Origin of the sequence: Comamonas guangdongensis (assembly GCF_041079535.1) — a bacterium.
GTDB lineage: Bacteria > Pseudomonadota > Gammaproteobacteria > Burkholderiales > Burkholderiaceae_C > Comamonas > Comamonas guangdongensis.
Genome location: NZ_JBFYGN010000029.1, coordinates 25,241 through 45,697 on the forward strand (window position 1 = coordinate 25,241; position 20,457 = coordinate 45,697).

A 20,457-nucleotide genomic window follows, 5' to 3' on the forward strand; every position below is an offset into this window, starting at 1 on the left:
TGCCAATGGTAGGCAGGTTTTGAGGCGTGCCAGAGCAACTGGGGCGTCCAGGCTGCTCCAGGCAGGTGCGGCGGCCTCAGCCCTGAGCGGGCTTGGACGGCAACAGTCCGGCGGCGCGCAGCTTGTCCTTTTTGCTGGGCCGGCGGCCCTTGATGCCACCGTTGCCGTCTTGCGCGACGGGCGGCGGCGGCGGGGCCTCGGTGGGCTCGAAGCCGGCAATCTGCTCCAGCGTGATATCGAGCTGGTTGCGCTTGCAGATCAGCTGCCAGTGCGCGCTGTCGGCTGGCGTGACGAAGGTGATGGCAACACCCGCATGACCGGCACGGCCGGTGCGACCGATACGGTGAATATAGTCGGCGGGCGAGCGCGGCAGGTCGTAGTTGATGACCGCGGGCAGCTGGGCGATGTCGATGCCGCGAGCGGCCAGGTCGGTGGTGATCAGCAGCTGCCAGCGCTTGGCCTTGAACTGATCCAGCACCTCCTTGCGCGCGCCCTGGCTCATGTCGCCATGGAAGGTGGTGGCATAGATGCCGGCCTTGTAGAGCTTGTCGGCCAGCATCTCGGCCGTGTGGCGCTTGGCCACAAAGACCAGGGCGCGCTCCCATCCGGGCTGGGCTTCGCCATCCTTGACCAGCTGGCGCAGCAGCTGGGTGCGGCGCGTGCCGTCCACGGCAATCGCGCGCTGGCTGATGTTTTCGGGGCTGGCCGAGTGTTCGGCGTCCCGGTCCGCATCCACCTGCACGCGCACCGGATCCTGCAGCAGCCTACCGGCCAGCGCTTCCACATTCTGCGGAAAAGTGGCCGAGAACAGCAGGGTCTGGCGCCTGGAGGGCAGCAGGGCCAGCACGCGGTTCAGCTCTTCGGCAAAGCCCTGGTCCAGCAGGCGGTCGGCCTCATCCAGCACCAGCTGCTGCACGGTATTGAGCCGCACGGCGTTGTGCTCCACCAGATCGAGCAGCCGGCCCGGCGTGGCCACGAGAAAGTCGGCGCTGCCGCGCAGCTGCATCATCTGCGGGTTGATGGACACGCCGCCGTAGACCACGCGGCTGCGCGGCTGATCGCGCAGGGTGCGGCCGAGGTCGCTCAGACTCTCGTGCACCTGCAGGGCCAGCTCGCGCGTGGGCACGAGGATGAGGGTGGTCAGCGGGCGCACAAAGCCCGTGTGGGCGCGCTTGGCGGATGGGGCCAGCCAGCGCTGCAGCAGCGGCAGCAGATAGGCCAGGGTCTTGCCCGAGCCCGTGGGGGCGCAGGCCCAGAGGTCGCGCCCGGCCAGCACGGCGGGAATGGCCTGGGTCTGAATCGGCGTGGGGTCGGCAAGGCCCAGGTCTAGGGCGGAGGTGGCCAGCGTCGGAGACAGGCCCAGGGAATCGAAGGACATAGGGTGCAGCAGTTGGGCGCGGGGCAACCGCGCATTGTCGGCGAAAGCGCATGGCCCGGGGGTATGGCAGGGCATGCGGCGGCGAGCCTCAGCGCGGCGCCGGGGGCGCATCGAGCTGGCCGGCCTCGAAGCCGCCGCCCAGGTCGCCGATCAGCGTCACCGTGTTCAGCAGCTGTTGCAGCCGCACATTGAGCTGCAACTGCTGATTGCCGATCTGCGTGGCCTGGGTCGTGGCCAGCGTGGTGTAGTCCACCGTGCCGGCCTGGTACTCGTTGAAGGCGATCAACGCGCTCTGCGTGGCGTCCTGCACCGCCGCATCGAGCGCCTGGTGCTGCTGCTCGAGGATGCGCAGCGCCGCCAGATCGTTCTCCACGTCCTGCAGCGCCCCAAGCACGACGCCGCGGTAGCCGGCCACCGATGCTTCATATTGCGCGCGGGCCTCGGCGAGCTGGGCGCTGCGCGCGCCGCCATCGAAGATGGTACCCGCCAGCGACGCGCCTAGCGACCAGATCAGGTTGCTGGCGCCGAGAGCGCCCGCGAAGCCGCTGGTCGCCGAGAGTGTGAGCGAGGGGAAGAAGGCCGCATGCGCAACGCCTATGGCCGCATTGTCCGCGGCCATCTGGCGTTCGGCAGCGGCGATGTCGGGGCGGCGCTGCAGCAGCGTGGAGGGCAGGCCCAGGGGCACGCCGGGCAGCTCGGGCATGGTCGCCGCGGGCGCGATCTGCAGCTCCTCGGGCGTCTTGCCCACCAGCACCGCAATCGCATGCGCATACTGGGCGCGCGCCACGCCAACGGCCACGAGATTGGCCTGGGTGGTTTCCAGCAGCGCGCGCGCCGCGTAGAGATTGGAAGGCGGGATGGTGCCCGCGGTGTTCTGGTCCGTGACCACGCGCAGGCTCTCGCGGTAGCTGTCCACGGCGCGCTGCAGCAGCCTGGCGTTTTCGTCCGCGACGCGCAGCTCCACCACGGCCGTGGCCAGCGCTATCTGTGCGGATAGCGTGGCATTGGCCAGGGTCGCCGCGCTGACCTGGGCCAGGGCCCGGCTTTGCTGCACGCTGTCGCGCACCTGACCCCAGAGATCGGGCGACCAGCTCACGGCCGCTGCCGCCGACTTGCTGGTGGTCGGTCCCGTGCTCACACCGCCTGTTGATGCATTTTGCCGGGAGGCCGAGGCATTGATGCCCAGCGTGGGAAACAGGGCCGCGCGCGCCGCCTGGATGGCCGCCGTGGCCTTCTGGTAGTTGGCATAGGCCGCACGCACGTTCTGGTTGGAGACGGCCACCTGGGGCTCGAGCTCGTCGAGCAGCGGGTCGCGGAAGTCCCGCCACCAGTCGCCCTTGGGCCCGGCGGGATCGGGACGGGCCAGCGTCCAGCCCGGCAGCTCGCTGAAGGCCGCGGGCATGTCCACGACCGGCCTTTGATAGGCGGGGCCGCTGGCGCAGCCCGCCAGCACTGCGGCGCAGAGCGCGGCGGTGGCGGTACGGATAAGGCGATGGCTTGTCATGAAGCAGACTCCGCTGTCCGGTGCCAGGGCAGTTGCCGCGCGGAGAGCGCCAGGCGTGCGCGCAGCCGGTCGAGGAAGAGGTAGATCACCGGCGTGGTGTAGAGCGTGAAGACCTGGCTGAGTATGAGCCCGCCCATCACCGTGATGCCCAGGGGCTGGCGCAGCGAGGCCCCCTGGCCTATGCCTATGGTCAAGGGTACGGCGCCCAGCACGGCCGCGGCCGTGGTCATCATGATGGGCCGCAGGCGCAGCACCGCGGCCTTGTGGATGGCCTCGCGCGCGTTGCTGCCGCCCTGGCGCTGCTCCTGTATGGCCACGTCCACCATCATGATGCCGTTCTTCTTGACTATGCCTATCAGCAGGATCATGCCAATCATGGCGATCACCGAGAACGGCGTGCCGAAGATCAGCAGCGCCAGCGTCGCGCCTATGCCGGCCGACGGCAGCGTCGAGAGAATCGTCAGCGGATGGATGGCGCTTTCGTAGAGCACGCCCAGCACCAGGTACACCGTGGCCAGCGCCGCGACGATGAGCAGCGGCACCGTGCTCACGGACTGCGAATACGCCTGGGCCGCGCCCGCAAACGAGCCATGCACCGTGGCCGGCATCTGGATCTGCGCCACGGCCTCGTCGATGGCCTCCCGGGCCCGGCTCAGCGAACCGCCCGGCGGCAGGTTGAAGGAGATGGTGGCGGCCACCGTGCCGCCCTGGTGGTTCACCTGGGTGGCCGTGTGGTTGCTGCTCCAGGTGGCCAGGGCCGACAGCGGCACCATGGTCTCGGCCGTCGTGGTCACGGCGCTGCCGCTGGAACTGCCGCCGCGGCTGTTGGAGATGGCGTTGTTGAGCAGATTGGCCTGGGCGCTGCTGCCGGCTGCCGTGCCGGCCGCGGCCACGGTCGTGCCCGTGGCGTTATAGACCGCGATGCCCGAAACCAGCCGGCCCGGCACCTGCGTCTGCTGAGTGCCTGCGGGGTTGGCTGCGGCCGTGCTCAGGTAGACCTGGTTCAGGGCCTCGGGCGACTGCCAGTAGCGCGGTGCGTACTCCATGACCACGAAGTACTGGTTCAGCGGGTTGTAGATGGTGGAGACCGTGCGCTGGCCGAAAGCGTCGTAGAGCACATTGTCGATCTGATTGGGCTGGAAGCCGTAGCGTGCCGCCACGCTGCGATCGATGCTCACAAAGGTCTGCAGGCCGCGCTGCTGCAGATCGGAGTTCAGGTCCAGCAGCCGGCCAGGCTGCTTGCCCAGCTGGTCGAGCAGCCTGGGGACCCAGATGTTGAGCGTCACGGCGCCGTCGCAGGTCAGCGTGTACTGGTATTCGGCCGCCGACTGCCGCCCGCCTATGCGCAGGTCCTGCTGGGCCTGCAGAAACAGCCGCGCACCCGAGACAGCATTCAGCCGGGGCCTGAGCCGACTGACCACCTGCGCGGCCGAGAGATGCCTCTGGGACAGGGGTTTGAGCTGGATGAAGACGTTTGCCGTGTTCAGCGCTCGCCCGCCCGTGAAACCCGCCACCGCCTGCACCGCGGGGTCCTCCTGCACGATCTGCTGCAGCTGGGAGAGCTTCTTGGACATGGCGGAAAAGGAGATGCTCTGGTCCGCGATGATCTGGCCGACCAGAATGCCGGTGTCCTGCTCGGGGAAGAAGGTGCCGGGCAGATAGCGCAGCAGCGCCACATTGCCCATGACCAGCAGCACCAGCACGATGCCGGTGAGCAGCGCATGGTCCAGCACCGCATCCAGCGAGCGGCTGTAGCCCTGCTTGAAATGCTCGAAACCGGCATCGATGAGCTTGCGCAGCCGGGACGGGGGCCTGTCCAGGGTCTGGCGCGTGAGCAGGTAGGCGCACATGGTGGGCGTGACGGTCAGCGAGACCAGCAGGGACAGCAGGATGGCGATGGACAGCGTCATCGCCAGCTCGTGGAACAGCAGCCCGACTATGCCCGGCATGAGCAGAATGGGCAGGAACACGGCGATCAGCGACAGGCTCATGGACATCACCGTGAAGCCCACCTCGGAGCTGCCGCGCAGCGCCGCCTGCCTGGGCGGCATGCCGTCCTCCATATGCCGCACGATGTTCTCCAGCACCACCACGGCGTCGTCCACGACGAAGCCCGTGCCTATGGTGAGGGCCATCAGCGAGAGGTTGTCTATGCTGTAGCCCAGCAGATACATGGGCCCGAAGCTGCCCACGATGGACAGCGGCAGCGCCACGGCGGGGATCAGCACCGCGCGCGGCGAGCGCAGGAACACGAAGACCACGCCCACCACCAGCAGCACGGCAATGAACAGGGTGCGCTCGGTATCCGACACCGAGGCATTGACCGAGGCCGAGCGGTCCACCACCATGCCGATGCGGATGTCCCCGGGCAGGCTGGCCTGCACCACGGGCATCACCTTGCGGATCTGGGCGGCCGTCTTCACGATATTGCTGCCCGGCATGGGGTAGACGATGACCAGCACCGCCGGTTTGCCATTGTACAGGCCCGCGTTGCGCAGATTCTCGTTGGAGTCCTGGACGCTGGCCACATCCGACAGGTGCACGGCAGCGTTGTTGCGGTAGGCGATCACCAGCTTGCGGTAGGGCGCGGCCTTGCCTATCTGGTCATTGGACAGCACCTGGAAGCGCTGACCCGCTTCGTCCAGATGGCCCTTGGCGCTGTTGGCATTGGCGGCGGTGATGGCCGCTCGCACATCCTCCAGACCTATGCCGTAGCTGTTGAGCTTGCCGGGCTCAAGCTCCACACGCACCGAGGGCAGGGCGCCGCCGCCCAGCGTGATCTGGCCGACGCCACTGATCTGCGAGAGCTGCTGCTGGATCACCGAGCTGGCCGAGTCATAGAGCTGGGCCTTGGTCATGGTGTCCGAGGTCAGAGCCAGTACCATCACCGGCGTGTCCGCGGGGTTGAACTCGCGGTAGGTGGGGTTGCTGCGCAGCGTGCTGGGCAGGTCGCCGCGCGAGGCCTGGATCGCGGCCTGCACGTCGCGTGCCGCGCCGTTGATGTCACGTGACAAGCCCAGTTGCACCACGATCATGGATGAGCCCACGCTGCTGATCGAGGTGAGTTCGGTGACGTCGGCGATGGTGCCCAGCCGCCGCTCCAGCGGCGCGGCCACCGTGGCGGCCATGGTCTCGGGGCTGGCACCCGCCATGCTGGCCTGCACCACGATGACCGGAAAGGTCACATTGGGCAGCGGCGCGACCGGCAGCCGGAAGTAGGCCAGCAAGCCCGAGACCAGCAGCGCCAGCGCCAGCAGGCTGGTCGCGACGGGCCTCTGGATGAAGGGCGCACTGATGTTCATGGAGCCTCCGGTGGCTCGGGTCTGTCGCCATGCGCATCGCGCCCGCCGCGCCCGGCGCGGCACGCCAGGCGGTCGAAGAACAGATAGATCACGGGGGTCGTGAACAGCGTGAGCAACTGGCTGAAGGCCAGGCCGCCGACGATGGCCAGGCCCAGCGGCCGACGCAGCTCCGAGCCCGTGCCCGTGCCCAGCAGCATGGGCAGCGCGCCCAGCATGGCCGCGAAGGTGGTCATGAGTATGGGCCGAAAGCGCAGCAGCGAGGCTTCGAAGATGGCGTCGCGCGGGGATTTGCCGTGCTCGCGCTCGGCGTCCAGCGCGAAGTCCACGATCATGATCGCGTTCTTCTTGACGATGCCTATGAGCAGCACGATGCCGATGATGCCTATCACGTCGAGATCCTTGCCCGCCAGCATCAGCGCCAGCAGCGCGCCTATGCCTGCCGAGGGCAGGGTCGAGAGAATGGTGACCGGATGGATGTAGCTCTCGTAGAGCACGCCCAGCACCACATAGACGGCGGCCAGCGCCGCGATGAGCAGATAGACCTCGCTGGACAGCGAGTCCTCGAAGGCCGCGGCCGCCCCCTGGAAGGAGGTGGTGATGGAGCCGGGCAACTGCGCGGCCGCGATGGTCGCGCGGACCTCGCGCACCGCCGTGCTCAGCGAGGCCTCGGGTCGGAGGTTGAAGGAGATCGTGGCCGCCGGGAATTGCGCCAGATGCGAGATGGCCAGCGGCACGCGCGTGATCTGCAGCTTGGCGATGGCGCTGAGAGGCACCTGGCCGCCGCTGCCGGTCTGGCTGGGCAGGTAGAGGTTGCCCAGCGACTGTATGGTGGGCAGGGTCTCGGGCTTGGCCACGAGGATCACGCGGTACTGGCCCGCCTGCTGGAAGATGGTGGAGACGATGCGCTGGCCCAGTGCGTCATACAGCGCATTGTCTATGGTCGCGGCCGTGATGCCGTAGCGTGCCGCGAGTTCGCGGTTGACCTCCACGTTCACGGCCAGGCCCAGGTTGTCGAGATCGCTGCTCACGTCGCTGACCGATGCCAGCTGCTTGAGCCGCTGCACCAGCTGCGGCGCGTACTGCTGCAGCAGCTGCCGGTTCGGCCCGCGCAGCACGAAGCTGTACTGGTTGGGCGATACCGTGGTGTCCAGCGTCAGATCCTGCTCGGGCTGCAGATACAGCTGGATGCCGGCCACGCCGGCCACCGATTGCTGCAGCCGGCGCGCCACTTCGGCGGCGCTGCTGCTGCGTTGGTCGCGGTCGCTCAGATAAATGAGAAAGCGCCCCTGGCTCAGCGTGGTGTTGGTGCCGTCCACGCCCACATAGGAGGTGAGATCGCGGACTTCCGGGTCCTTGAGGATGAGCTCGGCCAGCGCGGCCTGGCGCTGCTCCATGGCCAGGTAGGAGACCGAGTTGTCCGCCACGCTGATGCCCTGGATCACGCCCACGTCCTGCACCGGAAACAGCCCCTTGGGGATGATGACGTAGAGCATGACCGTGGTGACCACGGTGATGGCTGCCACGATCAGGGTCAGCGTCTGGTGGTTGAGTACCCAGGCCAGGCTGCGTTCGTAGGCCGCCAGCGTCCGGTTGAACAGGCTTTCGCTGGCCTTCTCGAAGCGGCTGGCCTTGCGTTGGCGCCTGGCCCGCAGCACGCGCGCGCAGAGCATGGGTACCACGGTCAGGGAGACCACGGCCGAAAGCACGATGGTCACGGCCAGCGTCACCGCGAACTCGCTGAACAGCCGGCCTATGACCCCGCCCATGAACAGCAGCGGAATCAGCACCGCGATCAGCGAGATGGTGAGCGAGAGGATGGTGAAGCCGATCTGGCCCGCTCCCTTGAGTGCGGCATCGAGCGGCGCCAGGCCCTCTTCGAGATAGCGCACCACGTTCTCTATCATCACGATGGAGTCATCGACCACAAAGCCCGTGGCGATGATCAAGGCCATCAGCGAGAGATTGTCTATGGAGTAGCCCAGCTCATACATCAGCGCCATGGTGCCTATCAGCGAGACCGGCACCGAGATGCTGGGGATGATGGTCGCGGGCAGATTGCGCAGGAACACGAAGATCACGGCCACGACCAGCGCCACGGCCAGCACCAGCTCGAAAGCCGCATCGTTGACGGAGGCGCGGATCATGCCCGTGGAGTCCTGCACCACCGTCATCTCCATGCCCGCGGGCAGCGTGGTGCGCAGGCTGGGCAGCAGGTGCGTGATCTGGTCCACCGTCTTGATCACATTGGCGCCGGGCTGGCGCTGCACGTTCAGCACGATGGCCGGCGTGCCGTTGTACCAGGCGCCGCGCTCCACATCCTGCGCGGCCTGGCTCACGTGCGCCACGTCGCGCAGATGCACGGGCGCCCCGTTCTGGTAGGCCACCACGGTGTTCAGATACTGCTGCGGGTCGTTGATCTGGTCGTTGGAGTTGATGGTGTAGTCCAGTGCCTCGCCATCGAAATTGCCCTTGGGCTGGCTCACGTTGACATTGGCCAGCAGCGTGCGCAGATCGTCGAGGTTCAGGCCATGGGCCGCGAGCTTCTGCGGGTCGGCCTCGACGCGGATCGCGGGCACGTTGCCGCCCGCTGTGACCACCAGGCCCACGCCGGCGACTTCGGAGATCTTCGCGGCCAGCCGGTTGTTGGCCACATCCTGCAGTTGGGTCAGCGACATGGATTTGGAGGTCACCGCCAGCGTGAGTATGGGTTGGTCCGCGGGGTTGACCTTGGCATAGGTCGGAGGTGCGGGCAGGCCCGAGGGCAGAAAGCTGTTGGCGGCGTTGATGGCCTGCTGCACGTTCTGCTGCGCCACGTCCAGGCTTTGTGCCAGGTCGAACTGCAGCGTGATCACGGAAGCGCCGGCCGAGCTGTACGAGGTCATCTGCTGCAGGCCCGGGATCTGGCCGAGCTGCACTTCCAGCGGCGCCGTGACGGTGGTGGACATGACGTCCGGGCTGGCACCGGGGTAGAAGGTCTGTACCTGGATGGTCGGATAGTCCACGCTGGGCAGCGACGAGACCGGCAGAAAGCGCACGGCGACCAGGCCCACGATCACCAGCGCCAGCATGAGCAGCGTGGTCGCGACCGGACGCAGTATGAAGGGGCGGGAGATGTTCAGCATGGAAGACTCGTTGCCCTGAAGCTATGCTGCGCGCTTCAGCGGGCCGCGCCAGCAGCCATGCCCGGAGTCGCCGCGGCCGCATTTCCCGCGGGGCGGCTGGTGTTTTGGAGCTTGACGCGTGCGCCCTCGCTCAGGCGGTCCACGCCGTCGACCACCACGGTGTCGCCGACGGACAGTCCCTGGCTGATCACGGTGTTTTTGCCGTCGGCAGGTCCGATGGCGACTTTGCGCACCGAGACCGCGCTCCTGTCGGCGTTCACCAGAAACACGAAGTTGCCCGGCGCTCCGCTCTGGATCGCGGCCGTGGGCACAAGCACCCTATCCCTGAGAGTGTCCACATGCAGCTGCACGTTCACGAAATCGTTGGGGAACAGCGCCTCGTCGTCGTTCGCGAAGCGGGCCCGCAGCGTCACCGTGCCGGTGCTCGTCGCCATCTGGTTGCCTATGGCATAGAGCGTGCCGCTGGCCACCTGCTTGCCGTTGTCGCTGCTGAAGGCCGCCACGGTCAGCGGCTCGCCCGAGTGGAAGCGCTGCAGCACGCGCGCCAGCGCGGCCTGCGGCACGTTGAACTCCACGGTCGTGGGCTTGACGCTGGTGATCACCACGATGCCGGGCTGGCTGGAGGCCGTCACGTAGTTGCCAGGGTCCACGAGGCGCAGGCCCACGCGCCCGGCCACGGGCGCCGTGATGCGGCACAGGCTGATGTTGAGCTGGGCCTGGGCGATCGCGGCCTGGTCGGCCTTGATGGCGGCCTGCTGCTGCTTCACGAGGAATTGCTGGTCGGCATAGGTCTGGGGGGCTATGGATTTGCGCTCGTTGAGCTGTGCATAGCGCTGCAGATCGGCCTGGGCCTGGGCGAGCGCGGCCTGGTCCTTGGCCAGCTGTGCCTCGGCCTGCTGGCGCGTGATTTCATACTGGCGGGCATCGATCTGCGCGAGAAACTGGCCTTTTTTGACCATCTCACCCTCGCGGTAGCCGACTTCGGTGAGGTAGCCGCTGAGCTGGGGCAGCACCGTGACCGTGGCTTCGGGCGTCACGGTGCCCAGTGCGTTGAGGATCTCGGGCATGTCGCCACGCGCTGCCGTGGCCACACCGACGACCTGCGGTGCTGGGCCATGGCTGGGGGCTTGTGCGTGCCGCAAGTGCATCCAGATCGCAATGCCTATGGCGATCAGGACGATCAACGGGATGATCCAGAGCCGGGAACGGCGCTTCTCCGGATGACCCCCGGGGGGCAGGGTGTCTTGCATAGAGCCTCGCGCAAAGCCTTACCCCAACATAAAAGCGCAGCTGCCGCCGCATTCTTGTAGGTCAAGGCCATTTTTTGGCGTTCGACCCCGGAGGATTGCGCCGCAGGAGCGACCGAGATGTCGGCCCGCCGGACGCAAAAAAGCCCGCAGGCGCGAGGCTTGCGGGCTTTTTGGGGGAGCCAAGGCCGGGTCCGCAGACCCGGTCTGGGGATCAACGCTGGGCGATGGGCTTGACGTCGCGGGACACGGAGCCCGTGAACAGCTGGCGGGGACGGCCGATCTTGTACTCGGGGTCGGCCATCTGCTCGTTGAGCTGGGCGATCCAGCCCACGGTACGGGCCAGGGCGAAGATACCGGTGAACAGGTTCACGGGAATGCCGATGGCGCGCTGCACGATGCCGGAGTAGAAGTCCACGTTCGGGTAGAGCTTGCGCTGCACGAAGTAGTCGTCTTCCAGGGCGATCTTTTCCAGCTTCTTGGCCAGGGCGAACAGGGGGTCGTTTTCCAGGCCCAGTTCGGCCAGGATTTCGTTGCAGGTTTCCTGCATCAACTTGGCGCGGGGGTCGTAGTTCTTGTAGACGCGGTGGCCAAAGCCCATCAGCTTCACGCCGCTGGTCTTGTCCTTGACCTGTTCCATGAACTCGCCGACCTTCTCGATGCCGCCGTTGGCCTGGATGCCTTCCAGCATGTTCAGGCAGGCTTCGTTGGCGCCGCCGTGGGCAGGGCCCCACAGGCAGGCCACGCCGGCGGAGATGGCGGCGAAGGGGTTGGTGCCCGACGAGCCGCACAGACGCACGGTGGAGGTGGAGGCGTTCTGCTCGTGGTCGGCGTGCAGAATGAAGATGCGGTCCAGAGCGCGTTCAACCACGGGGTTGACCTTGTACTCTTCGCAGGGGTTGCCGAACATCATGCGCATGAAGTTGCCGGCGTACGACAGGTCGTTCTTGGGATACATGTAGGGCTGGCCCATGCCGTACTTGTATGCCATGGCAACCAGCGTGGGCATCTTGGCGATCAGGCGGATCGCGGCGATGTTGCGGTGCTCGGGGTTGTTGATGTCGGTGCTGTCGTGGTAGAAGGCCGACATGCCGCCCACCAGACCGGTCAGCACGGCCATGGGGTGTGCGTCACGACGGAAGCCGCGCAGGAAGAACTGCATCTGCTCGTTGACCATCGTGTGCTGGGTCACGGTGTGCTCGAAGTCGGCCTTCTGCTTTTCGTTGGGCAGCTCGCCGTACAGCAGCAGGTAACAGGTTTCCAGGAAGTTGCAGTTCTTGGCCAGTTGTTCGATGGGGTAGCCGCGGTACAGCAGCTCGCCCTTGTCGCCATCGATGTAGGTGATGGCGGATTGGCAGGCAGCGGTAGAGAGGAAGCCCGGATCGTAGGTGAACATGCCCGTCTGGGCGTAGAGCTTACGGATGTCGATCACATCCGGGCCGATGCTGCCCTGGTAAACGGGCATCTCCACACTGGGAGCGCCGTTGCTGAAAGACAGCGTTGCTTTGTTGTCAGCGAGTTTCATTTCCAAACTTCCTTCTCTAGTTTGCCTAACCTACCGGGGCTGTGAGCCGGGCTGGCGCTTGCGCACCATTTCCAGCACTTCCCTGATTTCTTGGGTATCGAGTTGTCCTTCTGGTTCCTTTCGACGCAGGAAAAGATCCATCAGGTCGTTGTCTGCCAGATCCATCAAGGCAGACAGGCCAGCTGCATGCTGTTGCGTCAGCTGGCTTCCGTAGGTGGCGAAGAACTGCTCGATGAACAGATCGTTCTCAACCAGGCCACGGCGGCAGCGCCACCGCAGCAGGTCGCGCTCACGTTCTTCAAGCAGGGTATTCGTCATCAGCATCAGACGGTTCGGCGAACCATCAGCTCCTTGATCTTGCCAATGGCTGCAGTGGGGTTCAGGTGCTTGGGGCACACGTCCACGCAGTTCATGATGGTGTGGCAGCGGAAGAGGCGGTACGGATCTTCCAGGTTGTCAAGGCGCTCGCCCGTGGAGGTGTCGCGGCTGTCCGCGATGAAGCGGTAAGCCTGCAGCAGACCGGCCGGGCCCACGAACTTGTCGGGGTTCCACCAGAACGAGGGGCAGCTGGTGGAGCAGCTGGCGCACAGAATGCACTCGTACAGGCCGTTGAGCTCTTCGCGCTCTTCGGGCGACTGCAGGCGCTCCTTGCTGGGCGATGCATAGATATCGCTTTGCAGGTAGGGCTTGATTGAGTGGTACTGCTTGAAGAACTGGGTCATGTCCACGATCAGGTCGCGGATGACCGGCAGGCCGGGCAGGGGCTTGAGAACGATGTCGCCCTGGAGGGTGTTCATGTTCGTCAGGCAGGCCAGGCCGTTCTTGCCGTTGATGTTCATGGCGTCCGAGCCGCACACGCCTTCGCGGCAGGAGCGGCGGAAGGCGATGGAGGGGTCCATGGCCTTGAGCTTGACCAGCGCGTCCAGCAGCATGCGCTCATGGCCGTCGAGCTCCACCTGCACGGTCTGCATGTAGGGCTTGGCATCTTTGTCCGGATCGTAGCGGTAGATTTTGAAAGTGCGCTTCATTTTGATCTTCTCTCGTGGGCTGCTGGATTAGAACGTGCGGACCTTGGGCGGCACGCTGTCAACGGTCAGGGGCTTGAGGTTCACAGGCTTGTAGGTCAGGCTGTTGGTGGCGCTGTCCCACAGGGTGTGCTTGAGCCATTCCTTGTCGTTGCGGCCCAGCGGGAATTCGGCGTGGTCGGCAGGGTGCTCGTAGTCGTACACGGTGTGTGCGCCACGGCATTCCTTGCGGGCTGCGGCCGAGGTCATGGTGGCTTGCGCCACTTCGATCAGGTTGTCCACTTCCAGGGCTTCCATGCGGGCGGTATTCCACACCATGGACTTGTCCTTCAGAGTCACCGAACCCACGCGCTCGCGGATGGCGTTGATCTTCTCGACGCCTTCGTCCATGCTCTTTTGCGTACGGAACACACCGGCGTGCGTCTGCATCGAAGCGCGGATGTCGCCAGCGATGTCCTGGGCGTAAGTGCCTTCCTTGGAGTCCTGCAGCTGGTTGAGGCGGGCCAGGGTGCGGTCGGCGCCGTCGGCGGGCACGGCGTGGTGAGCGCCAAAGCCGTTGACGAATTCAACGATGTGCTTGCCGGCGGACTTGCCGAAGACCAGCAGGTCCAGCAGCGAGTTCGTGCCCAGGCGGTTGGCGCCGTGCACCGACACGCACGAGCATTCGCCCACGGCGTAGAGGCCGTTGACCACATTGTTCTTCTCGCCGTCCCAGGTCACAACCTGGCCGTTGATGTTGGTGGGGATGCCACCCATCTGGTAGTGGATGGTGGGCACCACGGGAATCGGTTCCTTGGTGATGTCCACGTTGGCGAAGTTGTGGCCGATTTCTTCCACGGAAGGCAGGCGCTTGCGGATGGTGTCGGCACCCAGGTGGTCCAGCTTCATCAGGATGTAGTCCTTGTTGGGACCGCAGCCGCGACCTTCCTTGATTTCCTGGTCCATGGAGCGGGACACGAAGTCGCGCGGAGCCAGGTCCTTCAGCGTGGGAGCGTAGCGCTCCATGAAGCGCTCGCCTTCGCTGTTCAGCAAAATGGCGCCTTCGCCGCGGCAGCCTTCGGTCAGCAGCACGCCCGCGCCGGCCACGCCGGTGGGGTGGAACTGCCAGAACTCCATGTCCTGCAGCGGGATGCCGGCGCGAGCGGCCATGCCCAGGCCGTCACCGGTGTTGATGAAGGCATTGGTCGAAGCCTGGAAGATGCGGCCCGCACCGCCGGTGGCCAGCAGCACGGCCTTGGCGTGCAGCTCGTACAGGTCGCCGGTTTCGAGTTCGATGGCGGTCACGCCGACCACGTCGCCCTGGGTGTTGCGGATCAGGTCCAGAGCCATCCACTCCACGAAGAAGTTGGTCTTGGACTTGACGTTCTGCTGGTACAGCGTGTGCAGCATGGCGTGGCCGGTACGGTCGGCCGCGGCGCAGGCGCGCTGCACGGGCTTTTCGCCGTAGTTGGCGGTGTGGCCGCCGAAGGGGCGCTGGTAGATCGTGCCGTCGGGGTTGCGGTCGAAAGGCATGCCGAAGTGTTCGAGTTCGATCACGACGTTCGGCGCTTCACGGCACATGAACTCGATGGCGTCCTGGTCGCCCAGCCAGTCCGAGCCCTTGATGGTGTCGTAGAAGTGATAGTGCCAGTTGTCCTCGCTCATATTGCCCAGCGAGGCGGACACGCCGCCCTGAGCCGCCACGGTGTGCGAGCGGGTGGGGAAAACCTTGGACAGCGAGGCGACCGACAGGCCGGCACGCGACAGTTCCAGCGCAGCGCGCAGGCCGGAGCCGCCGGCACCGACGATCACGACGTCAAACTTGCGCTTGGTGATATTTGCTTTGGTATAGCTCATTCTTAACCTTCAATCGTGGAGACCGTGTCTCGATCAGAGACGCCACAGAACCTGGATGCCCCAGCCGATGCAGCCGACCAGCCAGACAATGGTGACCACTTGCAGCGTGAGGCGCAGGCCCACGGGCTTGACATAGTCCATCCAGATGTCACGCACGCCGATCCAGGCGTGCCAGCCCAGAGCCACGAACAGGGCCAGGGTCAGGAACTTCATCCACTGGGGAGCAAAAATGCCGGCCCACATTTCGTAGCCCACGGGGCCGCCGAGCAGAAAGCGCACCAGCAGCACCACGGTGAACAGAGCCATCAGGACGGCAGTGGAGCGTTGGGCCAGAAAGTCGCGGGTGCCATAGTGCGCGCCGACAACGGTGCGCTTGGAGCCGTAATTCACGGACATGGTTGTTTCCTTATCGTGAGGTGTTATTGACTGGGCGCTGATCAGTACAGACCAAACAGCTTGGCGCCAAGCACCACGGTCAGGGCAACGCTGATGAACAGCACGGTGGCAGCAGTGGACTTGCCGGTCTGCTTGTTCACGGCGTGGTGGTTCACGTCCATCACCAGATGGCGCACGCCGGCGCAGAAGTGGTGCAGGTAGGCCCAGATCAGAGCCAGGCAGACCAGCTTGGCAAACCAGCCGAACGGGCCCGCGAACACCGAGGTGAAGGCGTCAAACGAAATCTCCGACGACACCGACTTGTCGAACATCCAGATGATGAACGGCAGCAGGATCGCCATCAGCAGGCCGCTGACGCGGTGCAGGATGGACACAATGCCTGCCAGGGGCAGGCGATAGGTCGGTAGATCGCTGAAAAAATTGATATTGCGGAACTCTGGCCGCTGTTTGGCTTTTTGCTCTGTCATGGCAGGGTACTTTCGTGGATGTAACTGCGTTGTAATCGCTAGTGCGAAGCGACACAAAATTCTATTGCAATGCAGCAGAATGCGTTAGCCGAAATTGCATAGCAGATGATTGACATACGTAGCAATCAACGCTTTTCCGGGGTGATTCAGTTCAATGCATTGCGGTAATGGTGTGTATCGGTGCGGTAAAGACCGCGGCGTAACTCCATTGGAACATCGTTGTAGGTGAATGCGGTGCGCTCCACGCTGAGCAGGGGGGTGGTGCTGGGGATGCCCAGCAGCTGGGCCTGCTCCGCGTCCGGGAGAACGGCGCGAATTTTTTCGTCGGCCCGCACCATGCGCACGCCATAGTCGAGTTCGAACATGGCGTAGGTCGGGCCCTGGTAGTTGGACATCTGCTCGACGGTCAGGCCCTTGAAGGCGTTGCCGGGCAGCCAGATGTCTTCCAGAATGGTGGGAATTCCTGCAAAAGACAGGATGCGGCGCACATGCATCACCGCGTCTCCGGTGCGCAGTGCCAGCGCACGCGCCACTTCGGCGGGGGCGCGCAGGCGGCGGCAGTCCAGGATGTGGCGCTCGGCGCGGCCTTCGCCCTGCAGATCGCCGGCGTCGGGGTGCAGTTTCAGGAAGCGGTATTGCACCTGCTGGGCGGCGTGGGTGGCGACAAAAGTGCCCTTGCCCTGGCGGCGCATGACCAGGTTTTCGGCGGCCAGCTCGTCGATGGCCTTGCGTACCGTGCCCTGGCTGACCTTGAAGCGGGCTGCCAGCTCCATTTCACTGGGGATCAGTTCTCCGGGGCGCCATTCGCCGGCTTCCAGACTCTGCAGGATCAGACCCTTGATCTGCTGGTACAAAGGGCTGAACGCCGGAGTGGATACGCCAGTGCTGCCATGATTGCCGGCAGGGGTGTCTGGAGCTGTGTTGTGAAGGGTGGACATAGTTGGTTTTGAAGGTTTCGCCTCCGCGATGCGATGAGCGAAAAACAAGCAGCTTTGACTCATGGCGTAGGTTCGGATCATATCTTATATAAGACATAAGACAAATTGACCAGGCTCTGAAATCAGCAGTACACTTGCCGCCATGTTTGCGGAGCTTGGGCAACTAGTGGTTACGCTGGTGCTACCTGGCACCCCTAACATCCCACTTTTTTCCAATACTGGAGTTTCACCATGAGCAAGAAGCCCGTCCGTGTCGCCGTTACCGGCGCAGCTGGCCAAATCGGTTACGCCCTGTTGTTCCGCATCGCCTCCGGCGAAATGCTGGGTAAAGATCAGCCCGTTATTCTGCAACTGCTGGAAATTCCCGACGAGAAGGCTCAAAACGCTCTGAAGGGCGTGATCATGGAGCTGGAAGACTGTGCCTTCCCCCTGCTGGCCGGCATCGAAGCCCACAGCGACCCCATGACCGCCTTCAAGGACACCGACTACGCTCTGCTGGTGGGTGCCCGTCCCCGCGGCCCCGGCATGGAACGCGCCGACCTGCTGGCCGCCAACGCCCAGATCTTCACCGCCCAGGGCAAGGCCCTGAACGCCGTGGCTTCGCGCAACGTGAAGGTGCTGGTGGTCGGCAACCCCGCCAACACCAACGCCTACATCGCCATGAAGTCGGCTCCCGATCTGCCGGCCAAGAACTTCACCGCCATGCTGCGCCTGGACCACAACCGCGCCGCTTCCCAGCTGGCGGCCAAGGCCAACTTCGCCGTGGGCGACATCAAGCACCTGACCGTGTGGGGCAACCACTCGCCCACCATGTACGCCGACTACCGCTTCGCCACCGTGGACGGCAAGTCGGTCAAGGACATGATCAACGACCAAGTGTGGAACAAGGACGTGTTCCTGCCCACCGTGGGCAAGCGCGGCGCCGCCATCATCGCTGCTCGCGGCCTGTCGTCGGCTGCCTCGGCCGCCAACGCCGCCATCGACCACATGCGTGACTGGGCCCTGGGCTCCAACGGCGAATGGGTCACCATGGGCGTGCCTTCGAACGGCGAATACGGCATTCCTGCCGGTATCGTGTTCGGCTTCCCCGTCACCACTGCCAACGGCGAATACAAGATCGTCGAAGGCCTGGAAATCGACGCCTTCTCGCAAGAGTGCATCGACAAGACCCTGGCCGAGCTGCAAGGCGAGCAAGACGGCGTCAAGCACCTGCTGTAATTAGGTGCCCATGCAAGACTGGAACCCCGCGCTGTATCTGCGCTTTGCCAATGAGCGCACGCGCCCGGCTGCAGAGCTGCTGGCGCGGGTGCCAGGATTGCAACCGGCTCGCCGCCTCCAGATCGTGGACCTGGGCTGCGGGCCGGGTAACTCCACCGAGCTTCTGGTGGAGCGTTTTCCCGGCGCCGATGTTCTCGGTGTCGATAATTCGGAAGCCATGCTGGAGACTGCACGCAAGCAGTTGCCGCAGGCCAGGTTCGAGGCCGGCGATATTGCCTCCTGGGCACCTGCCGAAGGTGAGCCGGCACCTGATTTGATTTACGCCAATGCCTCCATCCAGTGGGTGGGCGAGCATGAGGCCCTGATTCCCCGTCTGTTTTCGCTGCTGGCGCCCGGTGGTGTGCTGGCGGTGCAGATGCCTGACAACCGTCAGGAACCCTCGCACCGAAACATGCGCGAAGTCGCGCGTCTGTCCCGGTTCGCTCCCTATATCGGCGATGCGGACAAGGTGCGTACCGATATCCTGCCCATAGGAGCTTATTACGATCTGCTGGCCGCGCCTCTGCCGGCCGCGCCCGAGCGCGAGGCGGCGAGCGTGGATGTGTGGCACACCATCTACCAGCACCCCATGGAGTCGGCAGCGGCCATTGTGCAGTGGCTGCGCGGCACGGGCCTCAAGCCTTTCGTCGAAGGCCTGCCCGCCGAGTTGCAGGCCGAGTTCCTGGCCGAATACGAGCGCCGCATCGCTGCGGCCTATCCCGAGCGAGCCGACGGCAAGCGCCTGCTGGCTTTCCCCCGACTTTTCATGGTGGCTCAGCGCAAGTCATGACGAAAGAATTGGTTCATCCCGCCGAGGTGCTGCTGGATGCGCAAGGCGGCTCTTTGCGCCTGCCGGTCTGCGACCATTACAGCGGCGTGGAAGTGCGCATGCGCAAAAGTCTGCAGCTGCAGGCTGAAATGATGGCCGAGTTCGGCACCTGCGTGTTCGACGTCACGCTGGACTGCGAAGACGGTGCGCCCGTGGGGCAGGAAGCTGCCCACGCCAGGCTGGTGACCGAGCTGGCCAACGGCGCTGCGGCCGGTGCGCGCGTGGCTGCCCGTGTGCACGCCGTGGACCATGCCCACTTTCAGGCCGATATGGACATCATCGCGGGCGGCGCAGCGGGCAAGCTCTGCCACATCATGATTCCCAAGGTGGAATCGGTGGATGATGTTTTAAAGGCTGAAAAAGCCCTGCAGCGCGCCACGGACAAGCGCGTGCCGCTACATGTTTTGATAGAGTCGCCGGCGGCCGTGCACCAGGCATTCGAGATTGCAGCCCATCCCGCGGTGCAGAGTATCTCGTTCGGCCTCATGGACTTTGTCTCGGCCCATGGCGGCGCGATTCCGGCTGCTGCGATGACGGCCCAGGGCCAGTTCGAGCACCCTCTGGTGCTGCGTGCCAAGCTGGAGATCGCCGCCGCCTGCCATGCGCATGGCAAAGTGCCGTCGCACTGCGTGGTCACGGAGTTCAAGAACCCCCAGGTTCTGGAGGCCTGCGTGCAAAAGGCCGCGCGCGAGCTGGGCTACATACGCATGTGGAGCATCCATCCCGACCAGATCCGGCCCATCCTGCGGGCATTTGCGCCCGCGGAAGACGAAGTTAGACAGGCGGCACAAATTCTTACCTCTGCGCAGGTGCAGAATTGGGGCCCCATCAGTTTTGGTGGTGTACTACACGACCGCGCGAGCTACCGCTATTTCTGGCAGTTGCTGGAGCGCGCTCATCAGACGGGGCAGGCCTTGCCGGTTGAAGTTCAACCCTGGTTTGCTCCGGCATCAACCCATTGACCCCATAACAAGTCTGCAGGAGCTGATTCCTATGAAGACCCTTATTGCTACCTTGATGATTGCAGCGCCCCTGCTGGCAGTCAGCCACTCCGCCCTGGCCCAGACAAGCTCCACCAAGGCCACGGCGACCAAGAAGGCCGCTGCCAAGAAGCCCGCCAGCAAGAGCAAGGCCGCAGCCACCGCCGCCGCTGCAGGTGCCGGCGCTGCCGCCGTGGCAGCCGGCCCCGCCTCCGAGGCCCTGGGCACGGAAGAGCTGGCTATTTCCGAACGCGTGTTCAAGGGCCGCATTCCCTGCGAGCTGGGTGCTTACGTGAACGTGGCCGCCGACACGGCCAACCCCGGCTACTTCCTCGTCGACGGCCGCGGCTTCAAGTACCACATGTCGCCCGTCAAGACTTCCACCGGCACGGTCCGCCTGGAAGACAAGGCCGCGGGTGCCGTGTGGCTGCAGATCGCCAACAAGTCCATGCTCATGAACCAGAAGGCCGGCCAGCGCCTGGCCGACGAATGCATGAGCCCCGAGCAGCAGCAGGTGGCCGAAGCCATCCGCAAGAACCCGCCTCCCAGCCTGCTGGACAGCAAGTAAGTCCGGCAAGGCTGAGGGCTGGCATATCGCACATGTGCCAGCCCTGTAATTCGCGCTCCACGCGCAGCCTTTTTCAAAAAACC

16 protein-coding genes are annotated in these 20,457 nt (G+C 65.0%); 4 read left to right on the forward strand and 12 right to left on the reverse strand.

Going from position 1 to position 20,457, the window contains the following annotated elements; genetic code table 11:
• Nucleotides 1-76: 76 nt before the first annotated feature.
• The 12 genes from AB6724_RS19130 to AB6724_RS19185 form a co-directional block, all read right to left on the reverse strand.
• Complete coding sequence (locus AB6724_RS19130; protein WP_369340126.1) at nucleotides 77-1,378, reverse strand: DEAD/DEAH box helicase; 1,302 nt, start codon at nucleotides 1,376-1,378, stop codon at nucleotides 77-79.
• 88 nt (nucleotides 1,379-1,466) lie between these two features.
• On the reverse strand, nucleotides 1,467-2,882 hold the full coding sequence (locus AB6724_RS19135; protein ID WP_369340127.1) for an efflux transporter outer membrane subunit: 1,416 nt from the start codon (nucleotides 2,880-2,882) through the stop codon (nucleotides 1,467-1,469).
• The gene (locus AB6724_RS19140; protein ID WP_369340128.1) at nucleotides 2,879-6,184 is read right to left on the reverse strand and encodes an efflux RND transporter permease subunit; all 3,306 of its coding nucleotides are present in this window, start codon (nucleotides 6,182-6,184) and stop codon (nucleotides 2,879-2,881) included. Before AB6724_RS19140 ends, AB6724_RS19135 begins: the two co-directional genes overlap by 4 nt.
• Nucleotides 6,181-9,303 (reverse strand): efflux RND transporter permease subunit, encoded by a 3,123-nt coding sequence (locus tag AB6724_RS19145; protein ID WP_369340148.1) that lies wholly within the window; start codon nucleotides 9,301-9,303, stop codon nucleotides 6,181-6,183. Before AB6724_RS19145 ends, AB6724_RS19140 begins: the two co-directional genes overlap by 4 nt.
• A 38-nt stretch (nucleotides 9,304-9,341) precedes the next feature.
• Complete coding sequence (locus AB6724_RS19150; protein ID WP_369340129.1) at nucleotides 9,342-10,556, reverse strand: efflux RND transporter periplasmic adaptor subunit; 1,215 nt, start codon at nucleotides 10,554-10,556, stop codon at nucleotides 9,342-9,344.
• A gap of 211 nt (nucleotides 10,557-10,767) precedes the next feature.
• On the reverse strand, nucleotides 10,768-12,078 hold the full coding sequence (locus tag AB6724_RS19155) for a citrate synthase (RefSeq protein ID WP_369340130.1): 1,311 nt from the start codon (nucleotides 12,076-12,078) through the stop codon (nucleotides 10,768-10,770).
• Nucleotides 12,079-12,108: 30 nt separating this feature from the next.
• Complete coding sequence (locus tag AB6724_RS19160; RefSeq protein ID WP_369340131.1) at nucleotides 12,109-12,402, reverse strand: FAD assembly factor SdhE; 294 nt, start codon at nucleotides 12,400-12,402, stop codon at nucleotides 12,109-12,111.
• Entirely contained in the window at nucleotides 12,402-13,106 is a 705-nt protein-coding gene (locus AB6724_RS19165; RefSeq protein ID WP_369340132.1) for a succinate dehydrogenase iron-sulfur subunit, read from the reverse strand. Before AB6724_RS19165 ends, AB6724_RS19160 begins: the two co-directional genes overlap by 1 nt.
• Nucleotides 13,107-13,133: 27 nt before the next feature.
• Nucleotides 13,134-14,939, reverse strand: coding sequence for a succinate dehydrogenase flavoprotein subunit (sdhA, locus tag AB6724_RS19170; RefSeq protein WP_369340133.1), 1,806 nt, complete (start codon nucleotides 14,937-14,939; stop codon nucleotides 13,134-13,136).
• A gap of 33 nt (nucleotides 14,940-14,972) precedes the next feature.
• Complete coding sequence (gene sdhD, locus AB6724_RS19175) at nucleotides 14,973-15,335, reverse strand: succinate dehydrogenase, hydrophobic membrane anchor protein (RefSeq protein ID WP_369340134.1); 363 nt, start codon at nucleotides 15,333-15,335, stop codon at nucleotides 14,973-14,975.
• 41 nt (nucleotides 15,336-15,376) lie between these two features.
• Nucleotides 15,377-15,802, reverse strand: a complete 426-nt coding sequence (gene sdhC, locus AB6724_RS19180) for a succinate dehydrogenase, cytochrome b556 subunit (protein ID WP_369340135.1) — start codon at nucleotides 15,800-15,802, stop codon at nucleotides 15,377-15,379.
• Nucleotides 15,803-15,948: 146 nt separating this feature from the next.
• On the reverse strand, nucleotides 15,949-16,740 hold the full coding sequence (locus AB6724_RS19185) for a GntR family transcriptional regulator (RefSeq protein ID WP_369340136.1): 792 nt from the start codon (nucleotides 16,738-16,740) through the stop codon (nucleotides 15,949-15,951).
• A gap of 231 nt (nucleotides 16,741-16,971) precedes the next feature.
• Between AB6724_RS19185 and AB6724_RS19190 the strand changes: the two genes are divergently transcribed.
• From AB6724_RS19190 to AB6724_RS19205, 4 genes are read left to right on the forward strand one after another with little or no spacing between them, the layout of a single operon-like run.
• Nucleotides 16,972-17,958, forward strand: coding sequence for a malate dehydrogenase (locus AB6724_RS19190; protein WP_369340137.1), 987 nt, complete (start codon nucleotides 16,972-16,974; stop codon nucleotides 17,956-17,958).
• A 10-nt stretch (nucleotides 17,959-17,968) separates the two neighbouring features.
• A complete protein-coding gene (gene tam / locus AB6724_RS19195; RefSeq protein ID WP_369340138.1) occupies nucleotides 17,969-18,787 on the forward strand; it encodes a trans-aconitate 2-methyltransferase in 819 nt (272 codons plus the stop codon).
• Complete coding sequence (locus AB6724_RS19200) at nucleotides 18,784-19,788, forward strand: HpcH/HpaI aldolase/citrate lyase family protein (protein ID WP_369340139.1); 1,005 nt, start codon at nucleotides 18,784-18,786, stop codon at nucleotides 19,786-19,788. The genes tam and AB6724_RS19200 overlap by 4 nt, the downstream gene beginning before the upstream one ends.
• A 31-nt stretch (nucleotides 19,789-19,819) precedes the next feature.
• Entirely contained in the window at nucleotides 19,820-20,374 is a 555-nt protein-coding gene (locus AB6724_RS19205; RefSeq protein WP_369340140.1) for a hypothetical protein, read from the forward strand.
• Nucleotides 20,375-20,457 lie beyond the last annotated feature (83 nt).

Coding starts and splice junctions, on each gene's coding strand:
- AB6724_RS19130 (WP_369340126.1), bottom strand. CDS start 1,378: ATGTCCTTCGATTCCCTGGGCCTGTCTCCGACGCTGGCCACCTCCGCC.
- AB6724_RS19135 (WP_369340127.1), bottom strand. CDS start 2,882: ATGACAAGCCATCGCCTTATCCGTACCGCCACCGCCGCGCTCTGCGCC.
- AB6724_RS19140 (WP_369340128.1), bottom strand. CDS start 6,184: ATGAACATCAGTGCGCCCTTCATCCAGAGGCCCGTCGCGACCAGCCTG.
- AB6724_RS19150 (WP_369340129.1), bottom strand. CDS start 10,556: ATGCAAGACACCCTGCCCCCCGGGGGTCATCCGGAGAAGCGCCGTTCC.
- AB6724_RS19155 (WP_369340130.1), bottom strand. CDS start 12,078: ATGAAACTCGCTGACAACAAAGCAACGCTGTCTTTCAGCAACGGCGCT.
- AB6724_RS19160 (WP_369340131.1), bottom strand. CDS start 12,402: ATGCTGATGACGAATACCCTGCTTGAAGAACGTGAGCGCGACCTGCTG.
- AB6724_RS19165 (WP_369340132.1), bottom strand. CDS start 13,106: ATGAAGCGCACTTTCAAAATCTACCGCTACGATCCGGACAAAGATGCC.
- sdhA (WP_369340133.1), bottom strand. CDS start 14,939: ATGAGCTATACCAAAGCAAATATCACCAAGCGCAAGTTTGACGTCGTG.
- sdhD (WP_369340134.1), bottom strand. CDS start 15,335: ATGTCCGTGAATTACGGCTCCAAGCGCACCGTTGTCGGCGCGCACTAT.
- sdhC (WP_369340135.1), bottom strand. CDS start 15,802: ATGACAGAGCAAAAAGCCAAACAGCGGCCAGAGTTCCGCAATATCAAT.
- AB6724_RS19185 (WP_369340136.1), bottom strand. CDS start 16,740: ATGTCCACCCTTCACAACACAGCTCCAGACACCCCTGCCGGCAATCAT.
- AB6724_RS19190 (WP_369340137.1), top strand. CDS start 16,972: ATGAGCAAGAAGCCCGTCCGTGTCGCCGTTACCGGCGCAGCTGGCCAA.
- tam (WP_369340138.1), top strand. CDS start 17,969: ATGCAAGACTGGAACCCCGCGCTGTATCTGCGCTTTGCCAATGAGCGC.
- AB6724_RS19200 (WP_369340139.1), top strand. CDS start 18,784: ATGACGAAAGAATTGGTTCATCCCGCCGAGGTGCTGCTGGATGCGCAA.
- AB6724_RS19205 (WP_369340140.1), top strand. CDS start 19,820: ATGAAGACCCTTATTGCTACCTTGATGATTGCAGCGCCCCTGCTGGCA.